At 70.3% G+C, this 21129-nt stretch carries 16 protein-coding genes; 5 read left to right on the top strand and 11 right to left on the bottom strand.

Features of this window, described 5'->3' with window-relative positions; all coding sequences use genetic code 11:
* Nucleotides 1-35: 35 nt before the first annotated feature.
* From NHH00_RS00155 to NHH00_RS00110, 10 genes are all read right to left on the bottom strand, one after another.
* Nucleotides 36-4100 carry an Eco57I restriction-modification methylase domain-containing protein gene (locus NHH00_RS00155; RefSeq protein WP_253049032.1) on the bottom strand — a complete coding sequence of 1355 codons (4065 nt, stop codon included), beginning with the start codon at nt 4098-4100 and terminating at the stop codon, nt 36-38.
* Nucleotides 4097-7264, bottom strand: coding sequence for a DISARM system SNF2-like helicase DrmD (gene drmD, locus NHH00_RS00150; protein ID WP_253049026.1), 3168 nt, complete (start codon nt 7262-7264; stop codon nt 4097-4099). Before drmD ends, NHH00_RS00155 begins: the two co-directional genes overlap by 4 nt.
* A 106-nt stretch (nt 7265-7370) precedes the next feature.
* The gene (locus NHH00_RS00145) at nt 7371-7724 is read right to left on the bottom strand and encodes a metal-sulfur cluster assembly factor (protein WP_253049023.1); all 354 of its coding nucleotides are present in this window, start codon (nt 7722-7724) and stop codon (nt 7371-7373) included.
* Complete coding sequence (gene sufU / locus NHH00_RS00140) at nt 7721-8257, bottom strand: Fe-S cluster assembly sulfur transfer protein SufU (RefSeq protein ID WP_253049021.1); 537 nt, start codon at nt 8255-8257, stop codon at nt 7721-7723. Before sufU ends, NHH00_RS00145 begins: the two co-directional genes overlap by 4 nt.
* A gap of 11 nt (nt 8258-8268) precedes the next feature.
* The gene (locus NHH00_RS00135; RefSeq protein WP_253049019.1) at nt 8269-9597 is read right to left on the bottom strand and encodes a cysteine desulfurase; all 1329 of its coding nucleotides are present in this window, start codon (nt 9595-9597) and stop codon (nt 8269-8271) included.
* Between the two features lie 29 nt (nt 9598-9626).
* Nucleotides 9627-10409 carry a Fe-S cluster assembly ATPase SufC gene (sufC, locus tag NHH00_RS00130; protein ID WP_253049016.1) on the bottom strand — a complete coding sequence of 261 codons (783 nt, stop codon included), beginning with the start codon at nt 10407-10409 and terminating at the stop codon, nt 9627-9629.
* A 67-nt stretch (nt 10410-10476) separates the two neighbouring features.
* The gene (locus NHH00_RS00125; RefSeq protein WP_047234320.1) at nt 10477-10821 is read right to left on the bottom strand and encodes a non-heme iron oxygenase ferredoxin subunit; all 345 of its coding nucleotides are present in this window, start codon (nt 10819-10821) and stop codon (nt 10477-10479) included.
* Nucleotides 10818-12071, bottom strand: a complete 1254-nt coding sequence (gene sufD, locus NHH00_RS00120) for a Fe-S cluster assembly protein SufD (protein WP_253049013.1) — start codon at nt 12069-12071, stop codon at nt 10818-10820. The genes NHH00_RS00125 and sufD overlap by 4 nt, the downstream gene beginning before the upstream one ends.
* A gap of 1 nt (nt 12072) precedes the next feature.
* Nucleotides 12073-13533: a Fe-S cluster assembly protein SufB gene (gene sufB, locus NHH00_RS00115; protein WP_047234318.1), complete on the bottom strand. Its 1461-nt coding sequence runs from the start codon at nt 13531-13533 to the stop codon at nt 12073-12075.
* A gap of 103 nt (nt 13534-13636) precedes the next feature.
* Nucleotides 13637-14383, bottom strand: a complete 747-nt coding sequence (locus NHH00_RS00110) for a helix-turn-helix transcriptional regulator (protein ID WP_253049010.1) — start codon at nt 14381-14383, stop codon at nt 13637-13639.
* A 232-nt stretch (nt 14384-14615) separates the two neighbouring features.
* Here NHH00_RS00110 and NHH00_RS00105 point away from each other — a divergent pair, with 232 nt between their 5' ends.
* From NHH00_RS00105 to NHH00_RS00095, 3 genes are all read left to right on the top strand, one after another.
* Nucleotides 14616-15581: an ABC transporter ATP-binding protein gene (locus NHH00_RS00105; RefSeq protein ID WP_253049007.1), complete on the top strand. Its 966-nt coding sequence runs from the start codon at nt 14616-14618 to the stop codon at nt 15579-15581.
* Complete coding sequence (locus NHH00_RS00100) at nt 15578-16384, top strand: ABC transporter permease (RefSeq protein ID WP_253049005.1); 807 nt, start codon at nt 15578-15580, stop codon at nt 16382-16384. Before NHH00_RS00105 ends, NHH00_RS00100 begins: the two co-directional genes overlap by 4 nt.
* 65 nt (nt 16385-16449) lie before the next feature.
* Complete coding sequence (locus NHH00_RS00095) at nt 16450-17415, top strand: COX15/CtaA family protein (protein WP_308202236.1); 966 nt, start codon at nt 16450-16452, stop codon at nt 17413-17415.
* 64 nt (nt 17416-17479) lie between these two features.
* Here the strand turns inward: NHH00_RS00095 and NHH00_RS00090 are convergent, their stop codons facing one another.
* Nucleotides 17480-18454, bottom strand: coding sequence for a patatin-like phospholipase family protein (locus NHH00_RS00090; protein WP_253049002.1), 975 nt, complete (start codon nt 18452-18454; stop codon nt 17480-17482).
* A gap of 689 nt (nt 18455-19143) precedes the next feature.
* Between NHH00_RS00090 and NHH00_RS00085 the strand changes: the two genes are divergently transcribed.
* Both NHH00_RS00085 and NHH00_RS00080 read left to right on the top strand, forming a co-directional pair.
* Nucleotides 19144-20187 carry an ATP-binding cassette domain-containing protein gene (locus tag NHH00_RS00085; RefSeq protein ID WP_253048999.1) on the top strand — a complete coding sequence of 348 codons (1044 nt, stop codon included), beginning with the start codon at nt 19144-19146 and terminating at the stop codon, nt 20185-20187.
* A complete protein-coding gene (locus NHH00_RS00080) occupies nt 20184-21044 on the top strand; it encodes an ABC transporter permease (protein ID WP_253048996.1) in 861 nt (286 codons plus the stop codon). Before NHH00_RS00085 ends, NHH00_RS00080 begins: the two co-directional genes overlap by 4 nt.
* Nucleotides 21045-21129: the final 85 nt, after the last annotated feature.

Raw genomic sequence — 21129 nt, 5'->3', positions numbered from 1 at the left:
CACGGCCTCGACGGCTGTGTAAACGTTCGACGGCGCTACTCGTCGGCGCGTCGCGCGGAAACGGCTGCCCTGGCTGAGTTCTCCTCAAGTAGACGGTCGACGATCTCGACTCTTGCTGCAGGGGAAACCGTCCATCGCTCTGTCTGGCGGTACGTATGGAACCCGTGACCTAGATCAAGATCATCCCACCGGTAGGCTTCGGTTACGGCTTCATCGACCTCGACGTGAATCTCGCGAAGACGATCCACGTCTCCGTCTCCAACGATGGCCGAATCATTGACAAGATTGTACAGTCTGGTCAGGCCCACGCGTCGTCGCAGCATGATTTCGCGCCGCTCCACCTCGAGTATGGTGCCGATCGTCTCCATGCGAAGGGTGGGGTCTGGCCTTGGGAAGGTGAGGAAGACGTCCGACGGGGAGTAACTCAAGTCATTCTTCATCGCACCTGAGTACTTGCGGGCCCACACATAGTGAACGGACGAGGCTAAGGCCGTGAGCAACGACCGGCTTTCCGACGCAAAGACAACCAACTTATGACTTGGCACCGTGCGATTGGGTACGAATATTGGCTGTGCAGTGTTGCTGACCTGTGCGAGGACTAACACCTCGGACAGGCCACCAATCGCGATTCGCATCGCTGGGCGCTTCTCGGCGTACTGCCACCAGCGGTCGGGAAGTGGTCGGCGGAGTGCAAACGCCCCGTCAGGCTTCCGGCGCTGGCGTTCAGGCTTGACGAGCTGGCATACGCGCTCGAAAGGAAGGCGATACTGGGCAGCCCTGGCTTCGGCCCAGTCGTTGAAATCGATTACCCAGCGTGACGCAGAACTGTCAAAGCGAGAGTTGAGGTCTTCGCCGTTCAGGTATGGGAAGAGGACCTCGGCGTTGCGTGGATCCGCGGCAATCCACTCTTGCGCCTCCTCGGGTTCGAGGACAAATCCCTTGCCAAGGACGATGCATCCCTGGAACGCAATGCGTGCGTTCTCCTCGAGACGTTCAGGGTTTACTTCGATGCGGCCTGCGGGCTCGAGCAGAGTGCTCACTCGTCGCACTTGAACGCCGTCTGATATGCGAGGCACGGTGTCAGGGACCCGGACTCGAGTCCCCCACACCACGGCAACTTCGAGGTTGGCCCCTGGGGTCTTCCACGAGTTCGACTGGATCGCCCGAGTGATGGTGAAACCGTCGGCAACCATGGCGTCCAGGCCGACCTCGCGAGTGTCACCCTGGCCGATGGTGTTCGTTGCGATGAGGCCGAGGGAGCCCTTCGTCTGCAGAAGCGAGGTCGCACGCAGGAAGAAGTAGGCGACAAGGTCCGCGCTACCTCTTCTTCCCTGCGCGAGCACGTTGACGAACCAGTCACGCACCTCCGTGCCCATGGCTCCGGTGAGTTTCTGGCCGCCGAGGAACGGCGGGTTCCCGATCACGGCGTCGAAGCCGCCGCGCTCCAGGACATCGGGAACGGCGAGCGCCCAGTGGAGCGGTCTCCAGCGTTCGTAATCGGTCTCGACGGTCGGGGTGAGCCCGCGTTCGATGATGCTGTCGAGGGTTGTCCGGTCACTTCGCCCGCTCGCAGCGAACGCCGTGTCGACAGCGATGCGCAGGTCTTCGTATCGCTCGTTCAGCTTCTTGCCTGGCTTACCGCCTTCCTGGAGACCGGCGGCGATGACGCCGTCGGCGACATCGAGGATCTGGGCGACGAGTTCCTGGTACTCGTTCCACAAACGGCGTTTGGTGTTGGTCGAGCGCGCGGGGTCGTTGTCGTCGACCTCGCTCGCGAGCCGTTGGCGGAGCTTGACAGCCCGCTGGATAACGGTGCGGACGTCGAGCATGTCGATGCCCTGGGCTTCGGACCCCTGACCGAAGAGGGTGCCCTCGGAGTAGTTCCCGACGACAGACTTCTTGACCTGGGTGGGGTCGATATGGAGTGTTTCGAGCTGCTTAATATCGGTGACGCCGAGCAGGGAGTTGCCGTGGAGGACCTTGTCGTCAACGAACGAGAACGGCAGGTTGGGGTCGAGAGAGACGAGCCAGAGGGAGAGCTTGCACATCTCGACGGCCATGCCGTTGATGTCGGCCCCGTAGAGGCACTGGGCGACGACCTGTCGCTTGGCCTTGACCTCCAGCTCGTGCGGGGTCCCGCGCACCCCTTCCGCTTGCCAGGCTTCCAGCACGTGGGCTGCGAGGTACTCGGCCGCGGCGACGAGGAATGCGCCAGACCCGCAGGCGATGTCGGCGATCTTCAGGTCGAGGATCTCGTTGGAGTCGAGGAGCTTCCATTGGCTCTCGTCGGAGGTCTGATGAGGTCCGGGTTGGTAGACGAGCGGTTCGAGCGCGTACCGGACGACCTCTTGGGCGAGCGACTTCGGAGTGTAGTGCGCGCCGGAGTTGGCTCGTGACGGGGTTTCAACGACAGCGAGGCCGCCGGGGCGGATGACGACAGGCCGCTCGCGCAGGTCACGACGGATGATCCCGACGAACGGGCGCAGCCGGTCGATGAGCTGAGGGTTGCGCGTCACGGACAGCATGGCGCGTTCGCCGTCCTCAACCTCGCTGTCGAGGAGCTTCTTGAGCGCAGCGGCAGTCTTAGTGGTAGCGGCGGGCTGGTTGTCCTTGACCCACTTGATAACAGCGTCGGCAAGCTTCTTGGAATCCGCGGCCTTGTCGGCGAGGTCTTCGAGCGTGGTCATCGGAATCTCGGGTTCTTCGCCGTCCTTGCCGACCAGGCCGATGACGATTTCGTCGACATCGGCAGCGGTGTACCCGAGCAGGCCTTCGTAGATGTAGCCGATCTGCTCGACGTCGACATCGCGGAACGACACGCGCCGGTGTTCGCCGCCGATGACGGCTTCCTGGACGGCACGCAAGACTTCGAGCATGACGCGGTCGGAGACGGTGACGGCGAGCGCGCCGCCATCGTCGGTCGCGGTCAAGAACGGAAACCTGGCCGGGTCGAACAGGGATCCGCCGTAGGCGGGCAGGCGCATGTCTTCACTGGTCACGCCCTGGTAGAGAGCCTGAGACGTGGCCAGCAGTCGGTGCCAGGTGTAGTGGGTGCCGTCGAGGGCTTCGGCGCCTTCGTCTCGCTTGCGCTTGTCGAGGGTGTCGAGCAGCCCGGAGACGCCGTAGCCCTCGGTGAACAGAGCTGACTGCGGCATCATTGAGCGTTCCTCGGCGAACAGTAGGAACACCACGCGCATCATCGCCGTGACGGCACCTTCATAGACGAGGCCGCGGTCGGTAGGGAGCGGGTCGGGGCTGCCAGTCTCGCGGACCTCGGCTGCTCTTTCGGAGAACGCTGTGACAAGAAGCTCGACTGCGCGTCGGACCTGGGTGCCCAACGCAACGGTGATGTCCTCGGCTGCGGTGACTGACTCGCGGAACATCGCGTGCAGGCGGTCGGTCTCCTTGCCGCCGGCGAGGCGCATCGGCGAGAGGAGTTCGAGGAACCCGTCGCGGACGTCGGCTTCCTCGATCCAGGTCTGGGAGTCCACAACGCCGGAGGCGGTCATGATGCCGTCCTGCGCCGAGACGATGGCCCACCAGCGGCCGTCGGTGACCACGCCGATATTGCGTCCAGAAGCGCGCAGGATCGCGTCCATGCGGTCGATCGGGCTGGCGGTCCATACCGCGTCGGTCAGTGGGTCGCGCAGCGATGCGACGGGGTCGACCACGAGGACCAGCGCGGCGATCTCGCCGTTGCGCGCGAATGCGCCGGTGGCCTCAACGGTGACGGCCCGGCTCGGGGAAGTTGCTTTGGGCCTGCCGCTGGCGAACGTGCCGTCGTCCCAGCCGAGAAACTCATTCCATCGGGCCGCGTCGCGCAGCACGGCGTCGATCCACTTGTCTCGTGCGCCGCGGTACTGCTCGACGGCGCTGGTATCGACTTGGGGCCTGCCTGTTGACCTGTTCCAGACGTCCCAGGCGCGGTCGAAGTCAGGCTTGGCGTCGCGTAGCGCTGCCTTCTCGTTGTCGCCCAGCTGCGGGATGCCCTGGAGGTAGACGCGCTTGAGCGCCGGGATCGCGACGAACGGGCCTTCCCGGTCGATGAGCTCGAGCCAGTCGCGGTGCTCGCGGGTGCGGCGCGGTTTTCGGGAGATCATGCGAGCACTCCTGCCTGGGCGTCGGCCGGCGTCAGGGCGAACACGACTGCGGCGGCGGACACGAACGGGCGGATGTCGGTGTAGCGGTCCTTGATCGCCTGGACCTCTCGTGCTTCTTCTGCCGCGAGGTTCTCCAGCCGGTTCTCCATCGACCTGATGTCCAGGCGGTACTGGGCCGCCTGGTTGGCGTCGAGGTCGAACAGCATGCCTTCGATCTCTTCTTGCTTGGCGCGCCGATCCGCTAGTGACTGTTGGAGGTTGCCGCGGAAGTTGCCGAAGATCGCCCGGGCGCGGTCGATGTCGGCGTCGCGACGCTTCTCCAGGTCAGCGGTCACCGACTCCTGGTGGCGTGCGGCACGATTGCGCATCTCGGTCTCCAGTCTTGATCGCAGGCGACCGTTGTCGGCGTTCCACTCGTCGGCCAGCCGGGCGCGGATGCGCTTATCGGCGAGCGTGAGGTCAGAATCGTCCAGGGCCTGCTCCAGCAGTGCCTCGGCCTTGGCCTCGGCCAGACGCTGGCCCTTGACCCGCACGCCGGTCACGAAGACTTCCTCGTGGAGGCGCAGGCCGCCGCGACCGACCAGGACGAGGCGAGAGATCGCCGCGACGCAGGACTCCTCCAGACCATCGACCACGACGGCGGTGACGCGGTTGACCGACGACTCGGCGCTGAACAGGGTCGAACGCAGGATGCGCGATGCCTTCTGCATCAGCGTGTGGCCCAGGTGGATGTGCACGACGTCCTCAAACCCGCCGGCAGGGATCGCGTCGTCGAACGTGATAGGCCGGTGGATGCCCGGCCTCAGGCGGGTATCCAGACCCTTGATGGCCGGATCCCACGACCGGGCGAGGCTCGGGACGCGGAACACCTCGACATCGTCGTCTTGCGTGCCTTCCTCGATCAGGGTCGGCTGGTTGGTCAACGTCAACGCGGTGTCCACGACGCGGCGAGCGTTGGCCGGGGTCAGGTGCATGCGCACCTTCTGATCGTCGTAGGTGTTGGCGAGCTGGGTCAGTGCACGGTTGAGGTCCTGGTCGCCGGCGAGGGCCTTGTTGATGATCGCGTTGCCCTCGTCCTTCAGGATCTGGGCGCGCGTGGCGACTTTGACCCGCCCGAAGTGGTTCTGAATGTCGGCGTCGATTACCGGGTTCACCGACCCGAGGTCGTCAGCGACCGTGGCGACCTTCTCGGCGATCCGGCGCATGAACTCCATGTCAGCCCCGTAGGTACCCGAAGTCTTGTCGGGCAGGAACTGGAAGATCGCCGGCGTCTGCGTCTGCCCGTAGCGGTCGATGCGGCCGATGCGCTGCTCCAGGCGCGACGGGTTGAACGGCACGTCGAAGTTGACCAACCGGTGACAGTGGGCCTGCAAGTCGATGCCCTCACCCGCGGCGTCAGTGGCCACAAGGACACGGATCGGCTCGCGGGACGGGTCGGCGTTGAACCGGGCACGGGTCAGCTCGCGCTCCTCGGAGGGAGAGGAACCCTCGATCGTGGCCAGGCGGGTCGGGTCGTAGCCGCGGCTGCGCAGCACCTCGACGATCCAGTGCAGTGTGTCGGCGTACTCGGTAAAGATCACGACACGCTCGTTCGTCCAGTTCTTGCCGTCGGGCTTGCAGATCGCGTTGAGCCACTCGACCAGCGCCTTGAGCCGCGAGTCGGGCTTGGACTGGTAACCCAGGCCCCAGCTGGCCAACTGCTCGATCTCGTCATTCGTGGCGGTCACCAGTGGGTCTGTCGCCTTGGACTGTCGCAGAGCATGGAACTCGGGATGCTCGCTTGCGCCCTCCTCCTCGTCGGACTGGTCCGAGCCGAGGACCTCGGCGTAGTACTCGTCCTCGTCGTACCACTCCTGCGCAGTCCCGGTCGTCGCGTCCCGGTACCCGGCGAGGGTCGAGCCGAACGCGTACGGGGAGGACAGGAACCGCTTCTTCAAGAGCATCGAGACGATGTCGCCGCTTCGCTTCTGACCGTTGGCCCGGGCGCTGGCTTCCAGGATCGAGTCGAGCTTCTCGAACGCCGCCTGCTCGTCCACGCTCGGGGCGAAGGTGATGGTCTTCAGCTCGCGGGCCTTGAAGCCCTTCTCCTTGATGTCACGCTTGAGCCGCCGGACGGTGACTTCCTTCAGCGCGGTCGAGTCAACCGTCGCACCGCGGGAGAAGCGGCGGTTGTCGATCATCTCCAGCAGCGCGGTGAAGGACTCCGAGTGCCCATTGTGCGGGGTCGCCGACAGGAACAGACGGTGCTCGCAGACCCTGGCCATGTCACGCACCGCGATCGTGCGCTGGGAGTCGACCGCGTACCCGCGCGCTCCCCCGACCGCCGTCGGGCTGGACGGGGCGACGTGGTGGGCCTCGTCGACGATGAGGACGTCGAAGGCGTAGGTGCGGGCCGAGTTCGCCTTGCCGACCTCGGAGTACACGTCACGCAGCAGGCGCTGGGCGCGCAGGCCCGGCAGCCACGCCATCGACACGATCACCCGCGGAAAAAGGCGGAACGGGTTCGCATTCAGCCCGTGGCTTCGGCGTACCTCGGCCATCAGGTCCGAGTTCACGATCACGAAGTCCAGGCCGAACTTCTCACGCATCTCGTCCTGCCACTTCAGCGCCAGGCTCGGCGGGCACACGATCACCACCGACCGGGCTCGGTGTCGCAGCAGGAGCTCCTGGACCACCAGGCCGGCCTCGATCGTCTTGCCCAGGCCGACGTCGTCGGCCAGCAGCAGGTTCGTACGCGGCGCCTGCAGGGCACGACGCAACGGTTCAAGCTGATAGGCCTCGACGTTTGCGCCGGAACGGAAAGGAGCCTGGAAGGCGCCCTCGTTCGCAGACGTCACCGCACCCCAGCGCACAGCATCGACGAACGCCGCAAGCCGGTTTGGGTCGTCGAACCCCTCGGAAGTGATCGTCTCGGGCAGGCCCTGGTCCGGGGCGACGGAGTGGCCAACCTCCAGCTCCCAGATGACGTTGAGCTCCTCGCCCATCCGGTCCTCAGCCAGAGACTGGAGGGACACGACATGGTTGAGCTCGGGCGCGCCATCGTCCGCGCTGCTACGCGGAAGGCCCTGCTCGAATACCTCCGCCACCGCCCAGTGGGCGCCTCGCACCTCGACGATGTCGCCAGGCTTCGGCAGGTGCGGAGCAACGTTCGTCAGCGCCGTCATCGGTCAGACTCCATCTGGGTCGTAGGCACGCGCACATGTGCGGCTGGTCCACGTGCCCATAAGCGCACGTCAAGACCCAGATTCTAGCGAAGCGCCAGGCCTACGCTCAGACGTTGAACCCCAGCGCGCGGAGCTGCTCCTTGCCGTCGGCCGTGATCTTCTCCGGACCCCACGGCGGCATCCAGACCCAGTTGACGCGGAAGCCGTCGACGAGGCCCTCGAGCGCCTGCGCGGACTGGTCCTCGATGACGTCGGTCAGCGGGCACGCCGCCGACGTGAGCGTCATGTCGATGACGGCGTGGTTGTTCTGGTCGATCTGGATGCCGTAGACGAGGCCGAGGTCGACGACGTTGATGCCGAGCTCGGGGTCGATGACGTCGCGCATGGCCTCCTCGACGTCGGCGACGTTCGGCGGGCTGGGCGTGACGCCCTCGGCGGGCGCGCCGGTCTCGGTGGTCATCGGTTCTCCTCCGTCGTTCCCCGCGCGGCGAGCGCCGCGTCGGAAGCTGCTGCCGTTGATGCGTCGCCCACGGCGCTCAGGGCGCCCGAGGTGACGAGCGAGTCGCGCAGCGCGGCCCAGCCGAGCAGGGCGCACTTGATACGCGCAGGGTAGCGCGACACGCCCGTGAACACGGTGGCGTCGCCGAGCTCGTCCTCCGCGGCCTCGTCGAGGCCCTTGCCGCGCGAGCCCATGAGCTCGCGGAAGACCTCGCCGAGGTGCTCGGCCTCGGTCACGGGCCGGCCGGACACGAGGTCGGTGAGCACGGACAGGGACGCCTGCGAGATGCTGCAACCCTGCCCCTCCCAGCTCACGCGGTCGATCGTGTCGCCGGCGAGCTCGACGCGCAGCGTCACCTCGTCGCCGCACGTGGGGTTCACCTGGTGCGACTGGCCGCTCGCCGCGCCGTCCGCCACCTCGACCAGGCCCCGGCCGTGCGGGGTCTTGGCGTGGTCGAGGATGACCTGCTGGTACATCTGCTCGATCGAGCTCATCGGGTCCTCTCTCAGTCCACCGAGAAGAACGCCCGGACCCCGGCCAATGCTTCCCGGAACGCGTCGACGTCCTCGCGCGTGGTGTACACCGACGCGGACGCGCGCGCGGTCGCGGCGACTCCGAACCGGCGGTGCAGGGGCTGGGCGCAGTGGTGACCGACGCGCACGGCGATGCCCGCGTCGTCGAGCACCTGGCCGACGTCGTGCGCGTGCACGCCGTCCACGACGAACGACACGACGGCGAGCCGGTCCTCGGGCTCGCGCGGGCCGATGATGCGCACCCCGGGGATCTCCCCGATGCGCAGCAGCTCCGCGGCGAGCTCGTGCTCGTGCGCCGCGACGCCGTCCATGCCGAGCTCGTGCAGGTACTTCGCCGCGGCGCCGAACCCCACGACCTGCGCGACGGGCTGCGTGCCCGCCTCGAACCGCTGCGGGGGCGCCATGTACGACGACTCGGTCATCGTGACGACCTCGATCATCGACCCTCCGGTCGTGACGGGCGGCAGCGCCTCGAGCAGCTCGCGCCGCCCGTACAGCACGCCCGCCCCCGTGGGCCCGAGCATCTTGTGCGCCGAGAACGCGGCGAAGTCGATGCCGAGCGCGGGCAGGTCGACCGGCAGGTGCGGCACGGACTGGCACGCGTCGAGCACGGTGAGCGCGCCGACCTCGCGCGCCCGGGCCACGATCGGCTCGACGGGCGTGACCGCGCCCGTCACGTTCGACACGTGCGCGAACGCGACGATCCGCGTGCGCTCCGTGATGACCGTCGCGGCGTCCTCGACGCGCACGCGCCCGTCGTCGTCCACCTCGAACCAGCGCAGGACGGCGCCCGTGCGGGCCGCGAGCTCCTGCCACGGGACGATGTTCGCGTGGTGCTCGGCCTCGGTGACGACGATCTCGTCGCCGGGCGCGAGCGCGAAGCGGCGGGCCGCCTCTCCCCCGCGGCCGAGCGTCGCGTTCGAGATCCCGTACGCGACGAGGTTGATCGCGGCCGTCGCGCCAGACGTCCAGACGATCTCGCCCGGGCGCGCCCCGACGAACGCCGCGACGTCCGCGCGGGCGTCCTCGAACGCCTCGGTCGCCTCCTCGGCGAGCTGGTGCGCGCCGCGGTGCACGGCCGCGTTGCGCTCCTCGTAGAAGTCGACCTCGGTGTCGAGGACGACCTGCGGCTTCTGCGACGTCGCCGCGGAGTCGAGGTAGACGAGCGGACGACCACCGCGCACGGTGCGCTCGAGCAGCGGGAAGTCGGCCCGCACGGCGGCGAGCTCGACGTCGGTCAGGCGCGCCGGCGGACCGGCGTGCTGTCCTGCGTGCCCTGCGGGGTGCGCGGTGGTCGTCATGGTCGTCTCCTCGAACGTGGTGCGACCGCTCAGGCCGAGGCGGCCGAGGCGGACTCGACGGCGCCGGAGAGGTAGCGGTCGTAGCCCTCCTCCTCCAGGCGGTCGGCCAGCTCCGGGCCACCCTCCTCGGCGACCTTGCCGTCGACGAAGACGTGGACGAAGTCCGGCTTGATGTAGCGCAGGATGCGCGTGTAGTGCGTGATGAGCAGGATGCCTGCGTCGGTCGCGCCGTGGACGCGGTTGACGCCCTCGGAGACGATGCGCAGCGCGTCGACGTCGAGGCCCGAGTCGGTCTCGTCGAGGACGGCGAACTTCGGCTTGAGGAGCTCCATCTGGAGGATCTCGTGGCGCTTCTTCTCGCCACCCGAGAAGCCCTCGTTGACCGAGCGCTCGGCGAAGGAGTCGTCCATGCGCAGGCGCTCCATGGCACCCTTGACGTCCTTGACCCAGTGGCGCAGCGCGGGGGCCTCGCCGTCGATGGCCGTCTTCGCAGTGCGCAGGAAGTTCGACACGGAGACGCCGGGGACCTCGACCGGGTACTGCATGGCGAGGAAGAGGCCCGCGCGGGCGCGCTCGTCGACGCTCATCGCGAGGACGTCCTCGCCGTCGAGCGTCACGGTGCCGCCGGTGACCTGGTACTTGGGGTGGCCGGCGATCGAGTAGGCGAGCGTGGACTTGCCCGAGCCGTTCGGGCCCATGATGGCGTGGACCTCGCCGCTGGCGATCGTCAGGTCGACGCCGCGCAGGATCGGCTTCGGCCCTTCCTTGGTGTCGACGCTGACGTGCAGGTCGCGGATCTCGAGAGTGGACATGTGGTTCTTCTCCAAGAGGTTCTGGTGAGCCGTGGGGCGCGCTCGGCGCGCCAGTTCAGGATCTGGGTCAGGTGGGAGCGACGACGCGGTCGACGTCGACGAGCACCTGCTCGCCGTCGACCGTCACCGGGTACACGGGCACGGGCCGCATCGCGGGCAGCGCGGTCGGCATGCCGGTCCGCACGTCGAACTGCGAGCCGTGCAGCCAGCACTCGACGAAGCAGCCCTCGACCTCGCCGTCCGACAGGGACACCGCCCCGTGGGAGCAGATGTCCGAGATCGCGTGCCAGTCGCCGTCGCCGTCACGGATGACCGCGACCTCGACGACGCGCCCGTCCTCGGCCGGGAGCTCGACGCGGAGCGCCTCCTCCGGGCCGAGGTCGGACGTCGTGCAGGCGGGCTGTGCGGTCACGCCGTCGCCTCGGCGAGCTCGGCGCTCCCGTCGATGATCGACATGGACTTGCTCAGCTCGCGCTCGATCGCCTCGAGCAGGCGCTCCTCGACCGACGCGACGCCGATCTCCTGGATGAGCTCCGCGAAGAAGCCGCGGACGACGAGGCGGCGCGCCTCGACCTCCGGGATGCCGCGGGCCTGCAGGTAGAAGAGCTGCTCGTCGTCGAACCGGCCGGTCGCGGACGCGTGACCCGCGCCCTCGATCTCGCCCGTCTCGATCTCGAGGTTCGGCACCGAGTCCGCGCGCGCGCCGTCCGTGAGGACGAGGTTGCGGTTGAGCTCGTACGTGTCGGTGCCCTCGGCCTCGGCCTGGATCAGCACGTCCCCGACCCACACCGCGTGCGCGCCCTCGCCCTGCAGCGCGCCCTTGTACGTCACGCGCGACTTGCAGCGCGGCACGGCGTGGTCGACGAACAGGCGGTGCTCCTGGTGCTGGTCCGCGTCCGCGAAGTAGAGGCCGACCATCTCGACGTCGCCGCCCTCGGCCGTGAACGTCGCGTCCGGGGTGATGCGCACGACGTCGCCGCCGAGCGTCACGACCACGTGCTTGAGCCGCGCGTCGCGCCCGATGCGGGCACGGTGCGACGACGCGTGCACGGCGCCGTCGGCCCAGTCCTGGACCGAGACGACGGTGAGGTGCGCACCGTCCTCGACCACGATCTCGACCGTCTCGTTGAGCGTCGCGGTCCCGACGTGGTCGAGCACGACGACGGCCTCCGAGTGGCGCTCGGCGCGCACGAGCACGTGGCTCGCGGTCGGCGTGGAGCCGTGGCCCTCGACGCGCACGGACGTGACGTCGGAGGCGACGGCCTCCTTCGGCACGGTGACGACCGTCGACTGCTCGAACGCGTTCCACGACGTCACGGCGGTGCGGTCGCCGGGCTTGCCGGCGGTGCCGAGCCGCTCGTCGTCGCGACCGACGATCGCGACCTCGACCTCGGGGGCCTCGACGACCGTGACGCGCACGTCACCGCCGCCGCTCTGCCCGACGAGCTTGTCGTCGAACAGCGGCGCGAGGCGCGCGACGGGCGAGAAGCGCCACTCCTCCTCGCGCCCGGAGGGCACGGGGATGTCGGCGAGGTCGAACGACGTCAGCCGCTCGGCGCGCGAGCCCTGCGGCACGACGCCGTGGGAGTGCGCCCCGTCGGCCTGCGCGCGCGAGTGGTCGGTGGTCAGGCCGGCCTCTTCGGGAATGGTGGTGGTGGTCATATCAGCCGACGGACCCTTCCATCTGCAGCTCGATGAGGCGGTTGAGCTCGAGCGCGTACTCCATGGGCAGCTCGCGCGCGATGGGCTCGACGAACCCGCGCACGATCATGGCCATCGCCTCGGTCTCCTCCATGCCTCGGGACATGAGGTAGAACAGCTGGTCCTCGCTCACCCGCGAGACCGTCGCCTCGTGCCCCATGGACACGTCGTCCTCGCGGACGTCGACGTACGGGTAGGTGTCGGACCGGGAGATCTGGTCGACGAGCAGCGCGTCGCACAGCACGGTCGAGGCCGAGTGCGAGGCGCCCTCGAGGACCTGGACGAGGCCGCGGTAGGACGTGCGGCCACCGCCGCGCGCCACCGACTTCGACACGATGGACGACGACGTGTGCGGCGCCGCGTGGACCATCTTGGCCCCGGCGTCCTGGTGCTGGCCCTCGCCCGCGAACGCGATCGAGAGCGTCTCGCCGCGCGCGTGCTCGCCGAGCAGGTAGATCGCCGGGTACTTCATGGTGACCTTGGAGCCGATGTTGCCGTCGACCCACTCCATCGTCGCGCCCTCGGCCGCGGTCGCCCGCTTGGTCACGAGGTTGTAGACGTTGTTCGACCAGTTCTGGATGGTCGTGTACCGGACGCGGGCGTTCTTCTTGACGATGATCTCGACGACCGCCGAGTGCAGCGAGTCGGACGAGTAGATCGGCGCGGTGCAACCCTCGACGTAGTGCACGTACGAGCCCTCGTCCGCGATGATCAGCGTCCGCTCGAACTGGCCCATGTTCTCCGTGTTGATGCGGAAGTAGGCCTGCAGCGGGATCTCGACGTGCACGCCCGGCGGCACGTAGACGAACGACCCGCCCGACCACACGGCCGAGTTGAGCGCCGCGAACTTGTTGTCGCCCGACGGGATGACGGTGCCGAAGTACTCCTGGAAGAGCTCCGGGTGCTCGCGCAGCGCGGTGTCCGTGTCGAGGAAGATGACGCCCTGGCGCTCCAGCTCCTCGTTGATCTGGTGGTAGACCACCTCGGACTCGTACTGCGCGGCGACGCCCGCGACGAGGCGCTGCTTCTCCGCCTCGGGGATGCCGAGCTTGTCGTACGTCTCCTTGATGTCCTCCGGCAGGTCGTCCCACGAGGCGGCCTGCTTCTCCGTGGAGCGCACGAAGTACTTGATGTTGTCGAAGTCGATGCCCGTGAGGTCGGAGCCCCAGCTCGGCATGGGCTTCTTGTCGAAGAGGCGCAGGGCCTTGAGCCGCGTCTTGAGCATCCACTCGGGCTCGTTCTTCAGCGCCGAGATGTTGCGCACGACGTCCTCGGACAGGCCGCGCTGCGCGGCCTCGCCGGCGGCGTCGCTGTCGTGCCAGCCGTAGCCGTAGGCACCGATCGAGGCGATGATCTCGTCGTCGGTCTGCTTCTCACCGGTCGGCTGGGCCGTGCCGGTGGCGTCCTGGGTGGGAGCGCTCATGGTCGTCCTTCCACTGTCCGTCGTTGCGGGCGGGGGCAGTCGGTACAAGGGTTCTTGCGGGGGATGTCGTTCGTGGCCTCGGGGCGGCGGCGCGCCCCTCGGGTCAGGTCTCGCCCGACGTCGGGCGGCCGCGCGCCCGGACGGGGACGTTCGTCGTGCACGCGTGCGCGCCCGTCGCGAGCGTCGAGAGCCGCTGCACGTGCGAGCCAAGGAGCCTGGCGAAGACCTGCGCCTCCGCCTCGCAGAGCTGCGGGAACTCCTCCGCGACGTGCTGCACCGGGCAGTGCCCCTGGCAGAGCTGCACCGCGGACGTGCCGGGGACGGGGCGCACGCTCGCCGCGTAGCCGTCGTCCGCGAGCGCCGCCGCGAGCTGGGCGGCCCGGCCCTCGACGTCGTCCGCGTCGAGCCGACCCTCGTAGCGGTCGGCGAGCTCGGCGAGCCGGTCGTGAGCGAACCGCTCGACGGCGTCCGGCCCGGCGACGTCGCGCAGGTACCGCAGCGCCTGGGTCGCGAGGTCGGCGTAGGTGCCGCTGAGCTCGCCCTGTCCGGCCGACGTCGTCACGTACCGTCGCGCGGGACGGCCGCGCATCCCGGTGGGGTGCCCGGCGTCGTGCACGGCGACGAGGTCGTCCTCCTCGAGGAGGGCGAGGTGGCGCCGGACGGCGGCGGGCGTCAGCCCGAGCGTCGCGGCGAGGTCGGCAGCGCTCACGGGACCGGCGCTCGCGACGAGCTCGAGCACGCGCTCGCGCGTGCGGCGGTCGGCGTCGGTGGCCGGGACGGTGCTGGGCGCCTGCCCGACCGCGGGGGTGGCAGCGCGCAGCGCGTCCGGTCGGACGGGTCCTGCGGCCATGCTCACCTCCCGTGGTGCGTCCCGTGGGCGCGCGTGCGCGTGGCGCGGCCTGTAACGGGGTGACAGATCTGGAACCGATATAGACAACATGGTTGTTCCCTAATTGCCCGAACGCAAGCAAGGCGACCCTCAGACCGCCCCGGAGGCGTCGAGATGTGGCGTACGCGACACCCGTGCGGTCCGGGCCGGGCCCGGGTCCTGAGCGGCAGACCCGCCCCCTACAATCGGCCGGGTGCCCGCCCCCGCCGTGCTCGTGCACGACCTCGTCAAGCGCTACGACGGTCGTGCCGTCGTCGACGGCGTGTCCCTCACCGCCGAGCGCGGCGCGATCACCGCGGTGCTCGGCCCCAACGGCGCCGGCAAGACCACGACCGTCGAGTGCTGCGAGGGCCTGCGCTCCCCCGACGCCGGGCGCGTCGAGGTCCTCGGCCTCGACCCCCTGACCGACGCACGCGACCTGCGCCCGCGCGTCGGCGTCATGCTCCAGGACGGCGGGCTCCCGACGGGTGTGCGCGCCCTGGAGATGCTGCGGCACGTCGCCTCCATGTACGCGCGGCCGCGCGACGTGGGCGAGCTCACCGAGCGCCTGGGGCTGGAGAGCTTCGCGCGCACGACCGTGCGACGGCTGTCCGGCGGGCAGCGGCAGCGCCTCGCGCTCGCCGCGGCGATCGTCGGGCGCCCGGAGGTCGTCTTCCTCGACGAGCCGAGCGCGGGCATGGACCCGCAGAGCCGGCACGCCGTGTGGGAGCTCGTGCGCGAGCTGCGCGCGGAGGGCGTCGGCATCGTCCTCACGACGCACCTCATGGACGAGGCGGAGGACCTGGCCGACCGCGTGTACGTCGTCGACCACGGCAAGGTCATCGCCGCGGGCGCGACGCGCGACCTGCTCGAGACCGGGGCCGACGGCGAGGCGGACCGCACCGTGCGCTTCGAGGCCACCCCCGGGCTCGGCCTCGCCGGCCTGAGCGAGGCCCTCGCCGGGGCGGGTCTGCCCGACGGCGCGGGCGCACCCGCCGCGTGGAGCGTCGCCGAGCCGCAGCCCGGCTCGTACACCCTCACCGGGCCCGCCGACCCCGCGACGCTCGTGGCGCTGACGACGTGGCTCGCCGCGCGCGGCGTCCTCGCCTCGCGCGTCACCGTGGGCCGCCGCACGCTCGAGGACGTGTTCCTCGACCTCACGGGACGGCACCTGCGATGAGCGCGACCCCGAAGACCACGTCGGAGACCCAGGACCCGAGCCAGACCCCGAGCACGGAGCTCGCCGCTCCCGCGTGGCGCCGCGTCGTCGCCCAGACGGCGTTCGAGACGCGCATGATCCTGCGCAACGGCGAGCAGCTCCTCGTGACGATCATCCTGCCCGTCATGCTCCTGCTCGGGCTGGTGCTCACGTCGTTCGTCGACCTCGACACGGGCGGCGCGACGCGCGTCGACTTCGTGACGCCCGGCGTCCTCGCGCTCGCCGTGATGTCGACGGCGTTCACGTCGCAGGCCATCGCGACCGCGTTCGACCGCCGCAACGGCGTACTGCGCCTCATGTCCACCACGCCCCTGGGCCGCGGCGGCCTGCTCGCCGGGAAGGTGCTCGGCGTCCTCGCCGTCGAGGTCGTGCAGGTCGTGGTCATCACGGCCGTCGCGCTCGCGCTCGGCTGGCAGCCCGACCCCGCCGGGATCCCCGCGGCCATGCTCGCCGTGCTGCTCGGGACGGCGGCGTTCACGTCGCTCGCGATGCTGCTCGCCGGGACGCTGCGCGCCGAGGGCGTGCTCGCCGTCGCGAACCTCGTGCTCGTGCTGCTCACCGTCGGCGGTGGCGTCCTCGTCCCGGCCGACCAGCTCCCCGGCCCGCTCGAGCACGTCGCGCTCCTGCTGCCGTCCGGGGCGCTGGGCGAGGCGATGCGCGGCGCCCTGCTCGACGGCTCCGTGCCGCCCTTCTCCGTCGTCGTGCTGCTCGGCTGGACCGCCGCGCTCGGCTGGGGCGCGGGCAAGCTCTTCCGCTGGACCTGAGGTCCGGGCGCATCTCACACGCGCTGGGTTCCGGGGCTGCACGGTCGTCCCGATACCGTGGGACCGTGAGCACCCCGCCCCCCGCGCTCGACCCCGCTCCCGCCGACAGCCCCGCAGGCGCCGCCGCCGGTGGCGGCGCCGCACGACCGGACCGGCTCGCGCCGCTGCGCCGCTGGACCCGGCCGGTGCTCGTCGCGAACCTCGTGGCGCAGATCGGCATCATCCTCACGGGCGGCGCCGTGCGGCTCACGGGTTCGGGGCTCGGGTGCTCGACCTGGCCGCAGTGCGAGCCGGGCCAGTTCGCCGCGAAGTTCCACCCCGAGACGACGTACCACCAGTTCGTGGAGTACGGGAACCGCACGCTCACCGGGGTGCTGAGCGTCATCGCGATCGCCGCGCTGGTCCTCGTGTGGACCGACCGGTCCCGCGTCCTGTCCTACCGGCTCCTCGGCGCCGTCCCCCTCCTCGGCGTCGCCGCGCAGGCCGTCATCGGCGGCGTGATCGTCCTGCTCCACCTGCACCCGGGCTGGGTGTCGCTGCACTTCGTCGTCTCGGCCGCGCTCGTCTCCGTCTCGCTGCTCCTCCTCCACCGGTCCGGGGAGGGCGACGGGCCACTCGTCCCGACGGTCGCCTCGCGCTCGCGCACGCTCGCCTGGACCCTGTACGGGCTGACGGCGCTGATCGTCGTCCTCGGCGTCGTCGTCACGGGGGCGGGCCCGCACAGCGGCGACGAGGAGGTCGGGTACCGCCTCGCCGTCGACCCGGCGCTCATGAGCAAGATCCACGCGTGGGCCGTGTGGGTGTTCGTCGCCGTCCTCGTCGCCTACCTCGTGAGCGTCCGTCGCGGCCCCGAGCAGGTGCGCCGTGCGGCCTGGATCCTGCTCGCGATCACGCTGGGCCAGGGACTGATCGGGTACGTCCAGTACTTCACCGGCCTGCCCGCGCTCCTCGTCGGGCTGCACATGCTCGGCTCGGCGCTCCTCGTCGCCGGCTCCACGCGCGTCGTCCTCACGACCCGCACCCGCGCCTGAGCGGACGGTGGCCCGGGCCTGAGCGATCCGGGCCACCGCTGCGTCAGCGCACGTCAGGTGCCGGTCAGCGCCAGAGCGCGGCGACGTGCTCCGCGAGCGCGGTGCCCCGCTCGTACCCGGCCTCGGCCGCGGCCGGCCGGAGCGACAGGTCCATGGCCTGCGGGCCGAACAGGTGGTCGGCCGCGGGGCCCGGGACGATCACCTCGACCTCGCTCCCCCGTGCGCGCAGCTCGTCGACCTGCACGGCGAGCTGCAGGCCCCAGTCCAGCGGCGCACGCGTCCTGCCCCCGAACGGCGACAGCACGAGCACCCGCCGGTGCCCGACCGCCAGGTCCGCGTTCTCGTTGCGGCGGTAGCCGCCGTCGATGTACTGCCGCTCCCCGATCCGGTAGGCGAACCCGCTCGCGCAGTTCGCCGCGACGGCGTCGACGAGGTCGACGCCGCTGTGCCGGTCGAAGACGGCGGGCTCGCCGGTCCGCGCGTCGACCGCCGTGAGCAGCAGCGACCGGCCGGGCCAGGACGGGTCGGGCAGGCGCGCACCGACGGTCGCCCGCCACCGCGACTGGACCGCCTCGTCCGACGCCCCGGGCAGCGCGAGCGCTGCCGCCCCGAGCCTGCGGCGCATGTCGGCCGCGTCCTGGGCACCGGCGATGATCGCGGCCGTCCGCGCCATCTGGTCCGCCGCCTGCCGCGTGCGGTCCCCGCCCGCGTCCGGGCCGACCGGCCCTGCCTGCGGGCGCGTCGGAGCGACCAGCGCGGCGGCGTACAGCTCCGCGGGCGTCGCGCCGGCGAGCTGCGCCGCCGTCGTCGAACCGGCCGACGTCCCGACGGTCAGGTCGGCCGTCGTGGACACGTCCAGCCCGGCGTCGGCCAGACCGGCGACGACGCCGATCAGCCACGCGTTGCCGGTGGACCCGCCGCCCCCGAGCACGAGGGCGCGCTCACCCGTCGTCGGGACCGGATCGGACGGCTGGAGGTCAGGTACCGGGAGGCCTACGGCAGAGGTACCCGGTGCAGAAGAAGGTGTGGTGGTGTTCATGGGAGTCGCCTCTCGCGATGATGCGGCGAGCGCTCCCGACGACGACTACGGCCGTCGCGCGATCGTGGGCAGCGAGGGAGCGCCCGGTACGGACACAGCGTTCACGGGACTCACCTCCTCGGCTCGGTTCACGATCGGCCCCGACGCTAGCACGCCGGCCCGCCCCGACCCACGGCCTTCACGGCCGTCGGGACGACGCTGGCGAGTCGGCTCTCAGCCCCGCGTGGCACGAACCGCACCCGCCGAAGTAGAGCCGTGGTCCGCCGAGGAAGAGCCCAGACCGTGCCCGACGACGGGTCGGTCGCCCCGAAGGTCAGGCCCACCCGCGGGCCAGCACGGCACTGGCGGGCTGATGCCGCGGGCAGTCACCCGGGCGAGGACCGACCAGGGTGAGGTGATGCCGGGCGGGGTGGGTGGTGGTGCCGCGTCGTGGTCGGGCCTGGCGGGAGCCGCGAGGAACGAGCGGCGGATGGTAGACGCGGCACCACCACCCACCCCGCCCACCCAAGGCGACCACACCGCCGTCGGGCACGACCACGGCTCTACCTCGGCAGACCACGGCTCTACCTCGGCGGATCACGGGTCTACCTCGCGTGACAGGGGTGTGACAGCGGGTGGTGCTCCGCTGACAGCGCGGTGCGAGCGCGCTCGTCGAGCGTGGGTGGTGAACCCACCGACCAGGAGGACACATGACCACCCCCGCGATCGAGGCCCACGGCCTCGTGAAGGTCTTCGGCGAGAACCGCGCCGTCGACGGCGTGGACCTCACCGTGCGCACCGGCACCGTCTACGGGGTCCTCGGGCCCAACGGTGCCGGGAAGACCACGACCATCAGCATGCTCGCGACGCTCCTGCGCCCTGACGCGGGCACCGCCCGGGTGTTCGGGCACGACGTCGTCGCGCACCCGCACAAGGTGCGCCAGCTCATCGGCGTGACGGGCCAGTACGCCTCGGTCGACGAGACGCTCAGCGCGACGGAGAACCTCGTGATCTTCGCGCGGCTCCTCGGGCTGTCGCGCACGCAGGCCCGGCGCAAGGCGGTCGAGCTGCTGGAGGCGTTCGGCCTCACGGAGGCGGCGTCCCGCCCGCTGAAGAGCTTCTCGGGCGGCATGCGCCGCCGTCTGGACCTCGCGGCGAGCCTCATCGCGCAGCCGCCGCTCATCTTCCTCGACGAGCCGACGACGGGTCTGGACCCGCGCACGCGGGCCCAGATGTGGTCGACGATCCGCGATCTCGTCGCGAGCGGGTCGACCGTGCTGCTCACGACGCAGTACCTGGACGAGGCGGACCAGCTCGCGGACCGGATCGCGGTGATCGACCGCGGTCGCGTGGTGGCGGAGGGCACCGCGGACGACCTCAAGGACGCCGTCGGCGACCAGTCGCTGCAGCTCGCCCTGGTCCACGCCGCCGACGTGGCGCCCGCGCTCGAGATCGTCGAGCGCGCGCTGGGCCTCGCCGCGACGGTCTCCCCCGAGGCGCGGCGGCTCACCGTGCCCGTCTCCGGGCCGGACGTCGTGACGGACCTCCTCGTGCGCCTGCGCGAGGCCCGCATCGAGGTCGGCTCGCTGAGCATGGACAAGCCGAGCCTCGACGAGGTGTTCCTCACCCTCACGGGGCACGGCGCCGAGCAACCCGATGCGGCCGCCGGCGACGGCGCGCCCGGATCCACGGACGACACCCCGGGCGCGCGCGAGGACCGCGCGGCCGCGACGCGAGAGGCGGCGCTGCGATGACCACCACGACCACGACCCCCGGCCCGACCGGCGCGGCGGTCGCGCCCCGGCCCCGCATCCAGGCCGGTGCCGACCGCGCGCTGTCCGACCGCACGTCGCTGCGCGCCACCGCCGACCACACGCTGACCATGGCGTACCGCGGTCTGCTGAAGATCAAGCGCACGCCCGAGCAGCTCTTCGACGTGACGCTGCAGCCGATCCTCTTCACGCTGATGTTCACGTACATCTTCGGCGGGGCGATCGCGGGCGACGTCACGAGCTACCTGCCGATCATCATCCCGGGCATCCTCGTGCAGACGGTCATCACCACGTCGGTCGTCACGGGCACGCAGCTGCGCGAGGACATGGACAAGGGCGTGTTCGACCGCTTCCGGTCGCTGCCCATCGCGCGCATCGCGCCCCTGTCGGGTGCGCTCCTCGCGGACACGGTCCGCTACCTCATCGCGACCACCCTCACGTTCGCGATGGGCTACCTCATGGGCTACCGGCCGGGCGGCGGGCTCGGTGCGGTCGTGCTCGCGGGGCTGCTGGTCATCGTGTGCTCGTGGGCCGTGAGCTGGATCTTCGCGTTCTTCGGCGTCGTCGCGCGGACGGCGTCGAGCGTGCAGGGCATCTCGATGATCGTGCTCTTCCCGCTGACGTTCCTCTCGAACGCGTTCGTCCAGCCGGAGACGATGCCGGGCTGGCTCCAGGGCTTCGTCAACGTCAACCCGGTGTCGCACCTCGTCACCGCGGTCCGGGAGCTGGCGAACACCGGGACGCTCGGCTCCGACGCTGCGATCTCGCTCGTCGGTGCGGCGGTCATCGTCGCGGTCTTCGCGCCGTTCACCGTGCGTGCGTACATGCGCAAGGCCTGACCGGACGACCCGCCGTGGCTCTCGGCGCCTCAGGGTCGCACGGCGGAGGCCGCGTCCTCAGCACGGGGTCGGCACCAATCGGTGC

Source organism: Cellulosimicrobium cellulans, assembly GCF_024124905.1.
Lineage (GTDB): Bacteria > Actinomycetota > Actinomycetes > Actinomycetales > Cellulomonadaceae > Cellulosimicrobium > Cellulosimicrobium cellulans_G.
The sequence above is the reverse complement of the archived record's forward strand: the minus strand, read 5'-3'. Positions and strand labels throughout refer to the sequence as shown.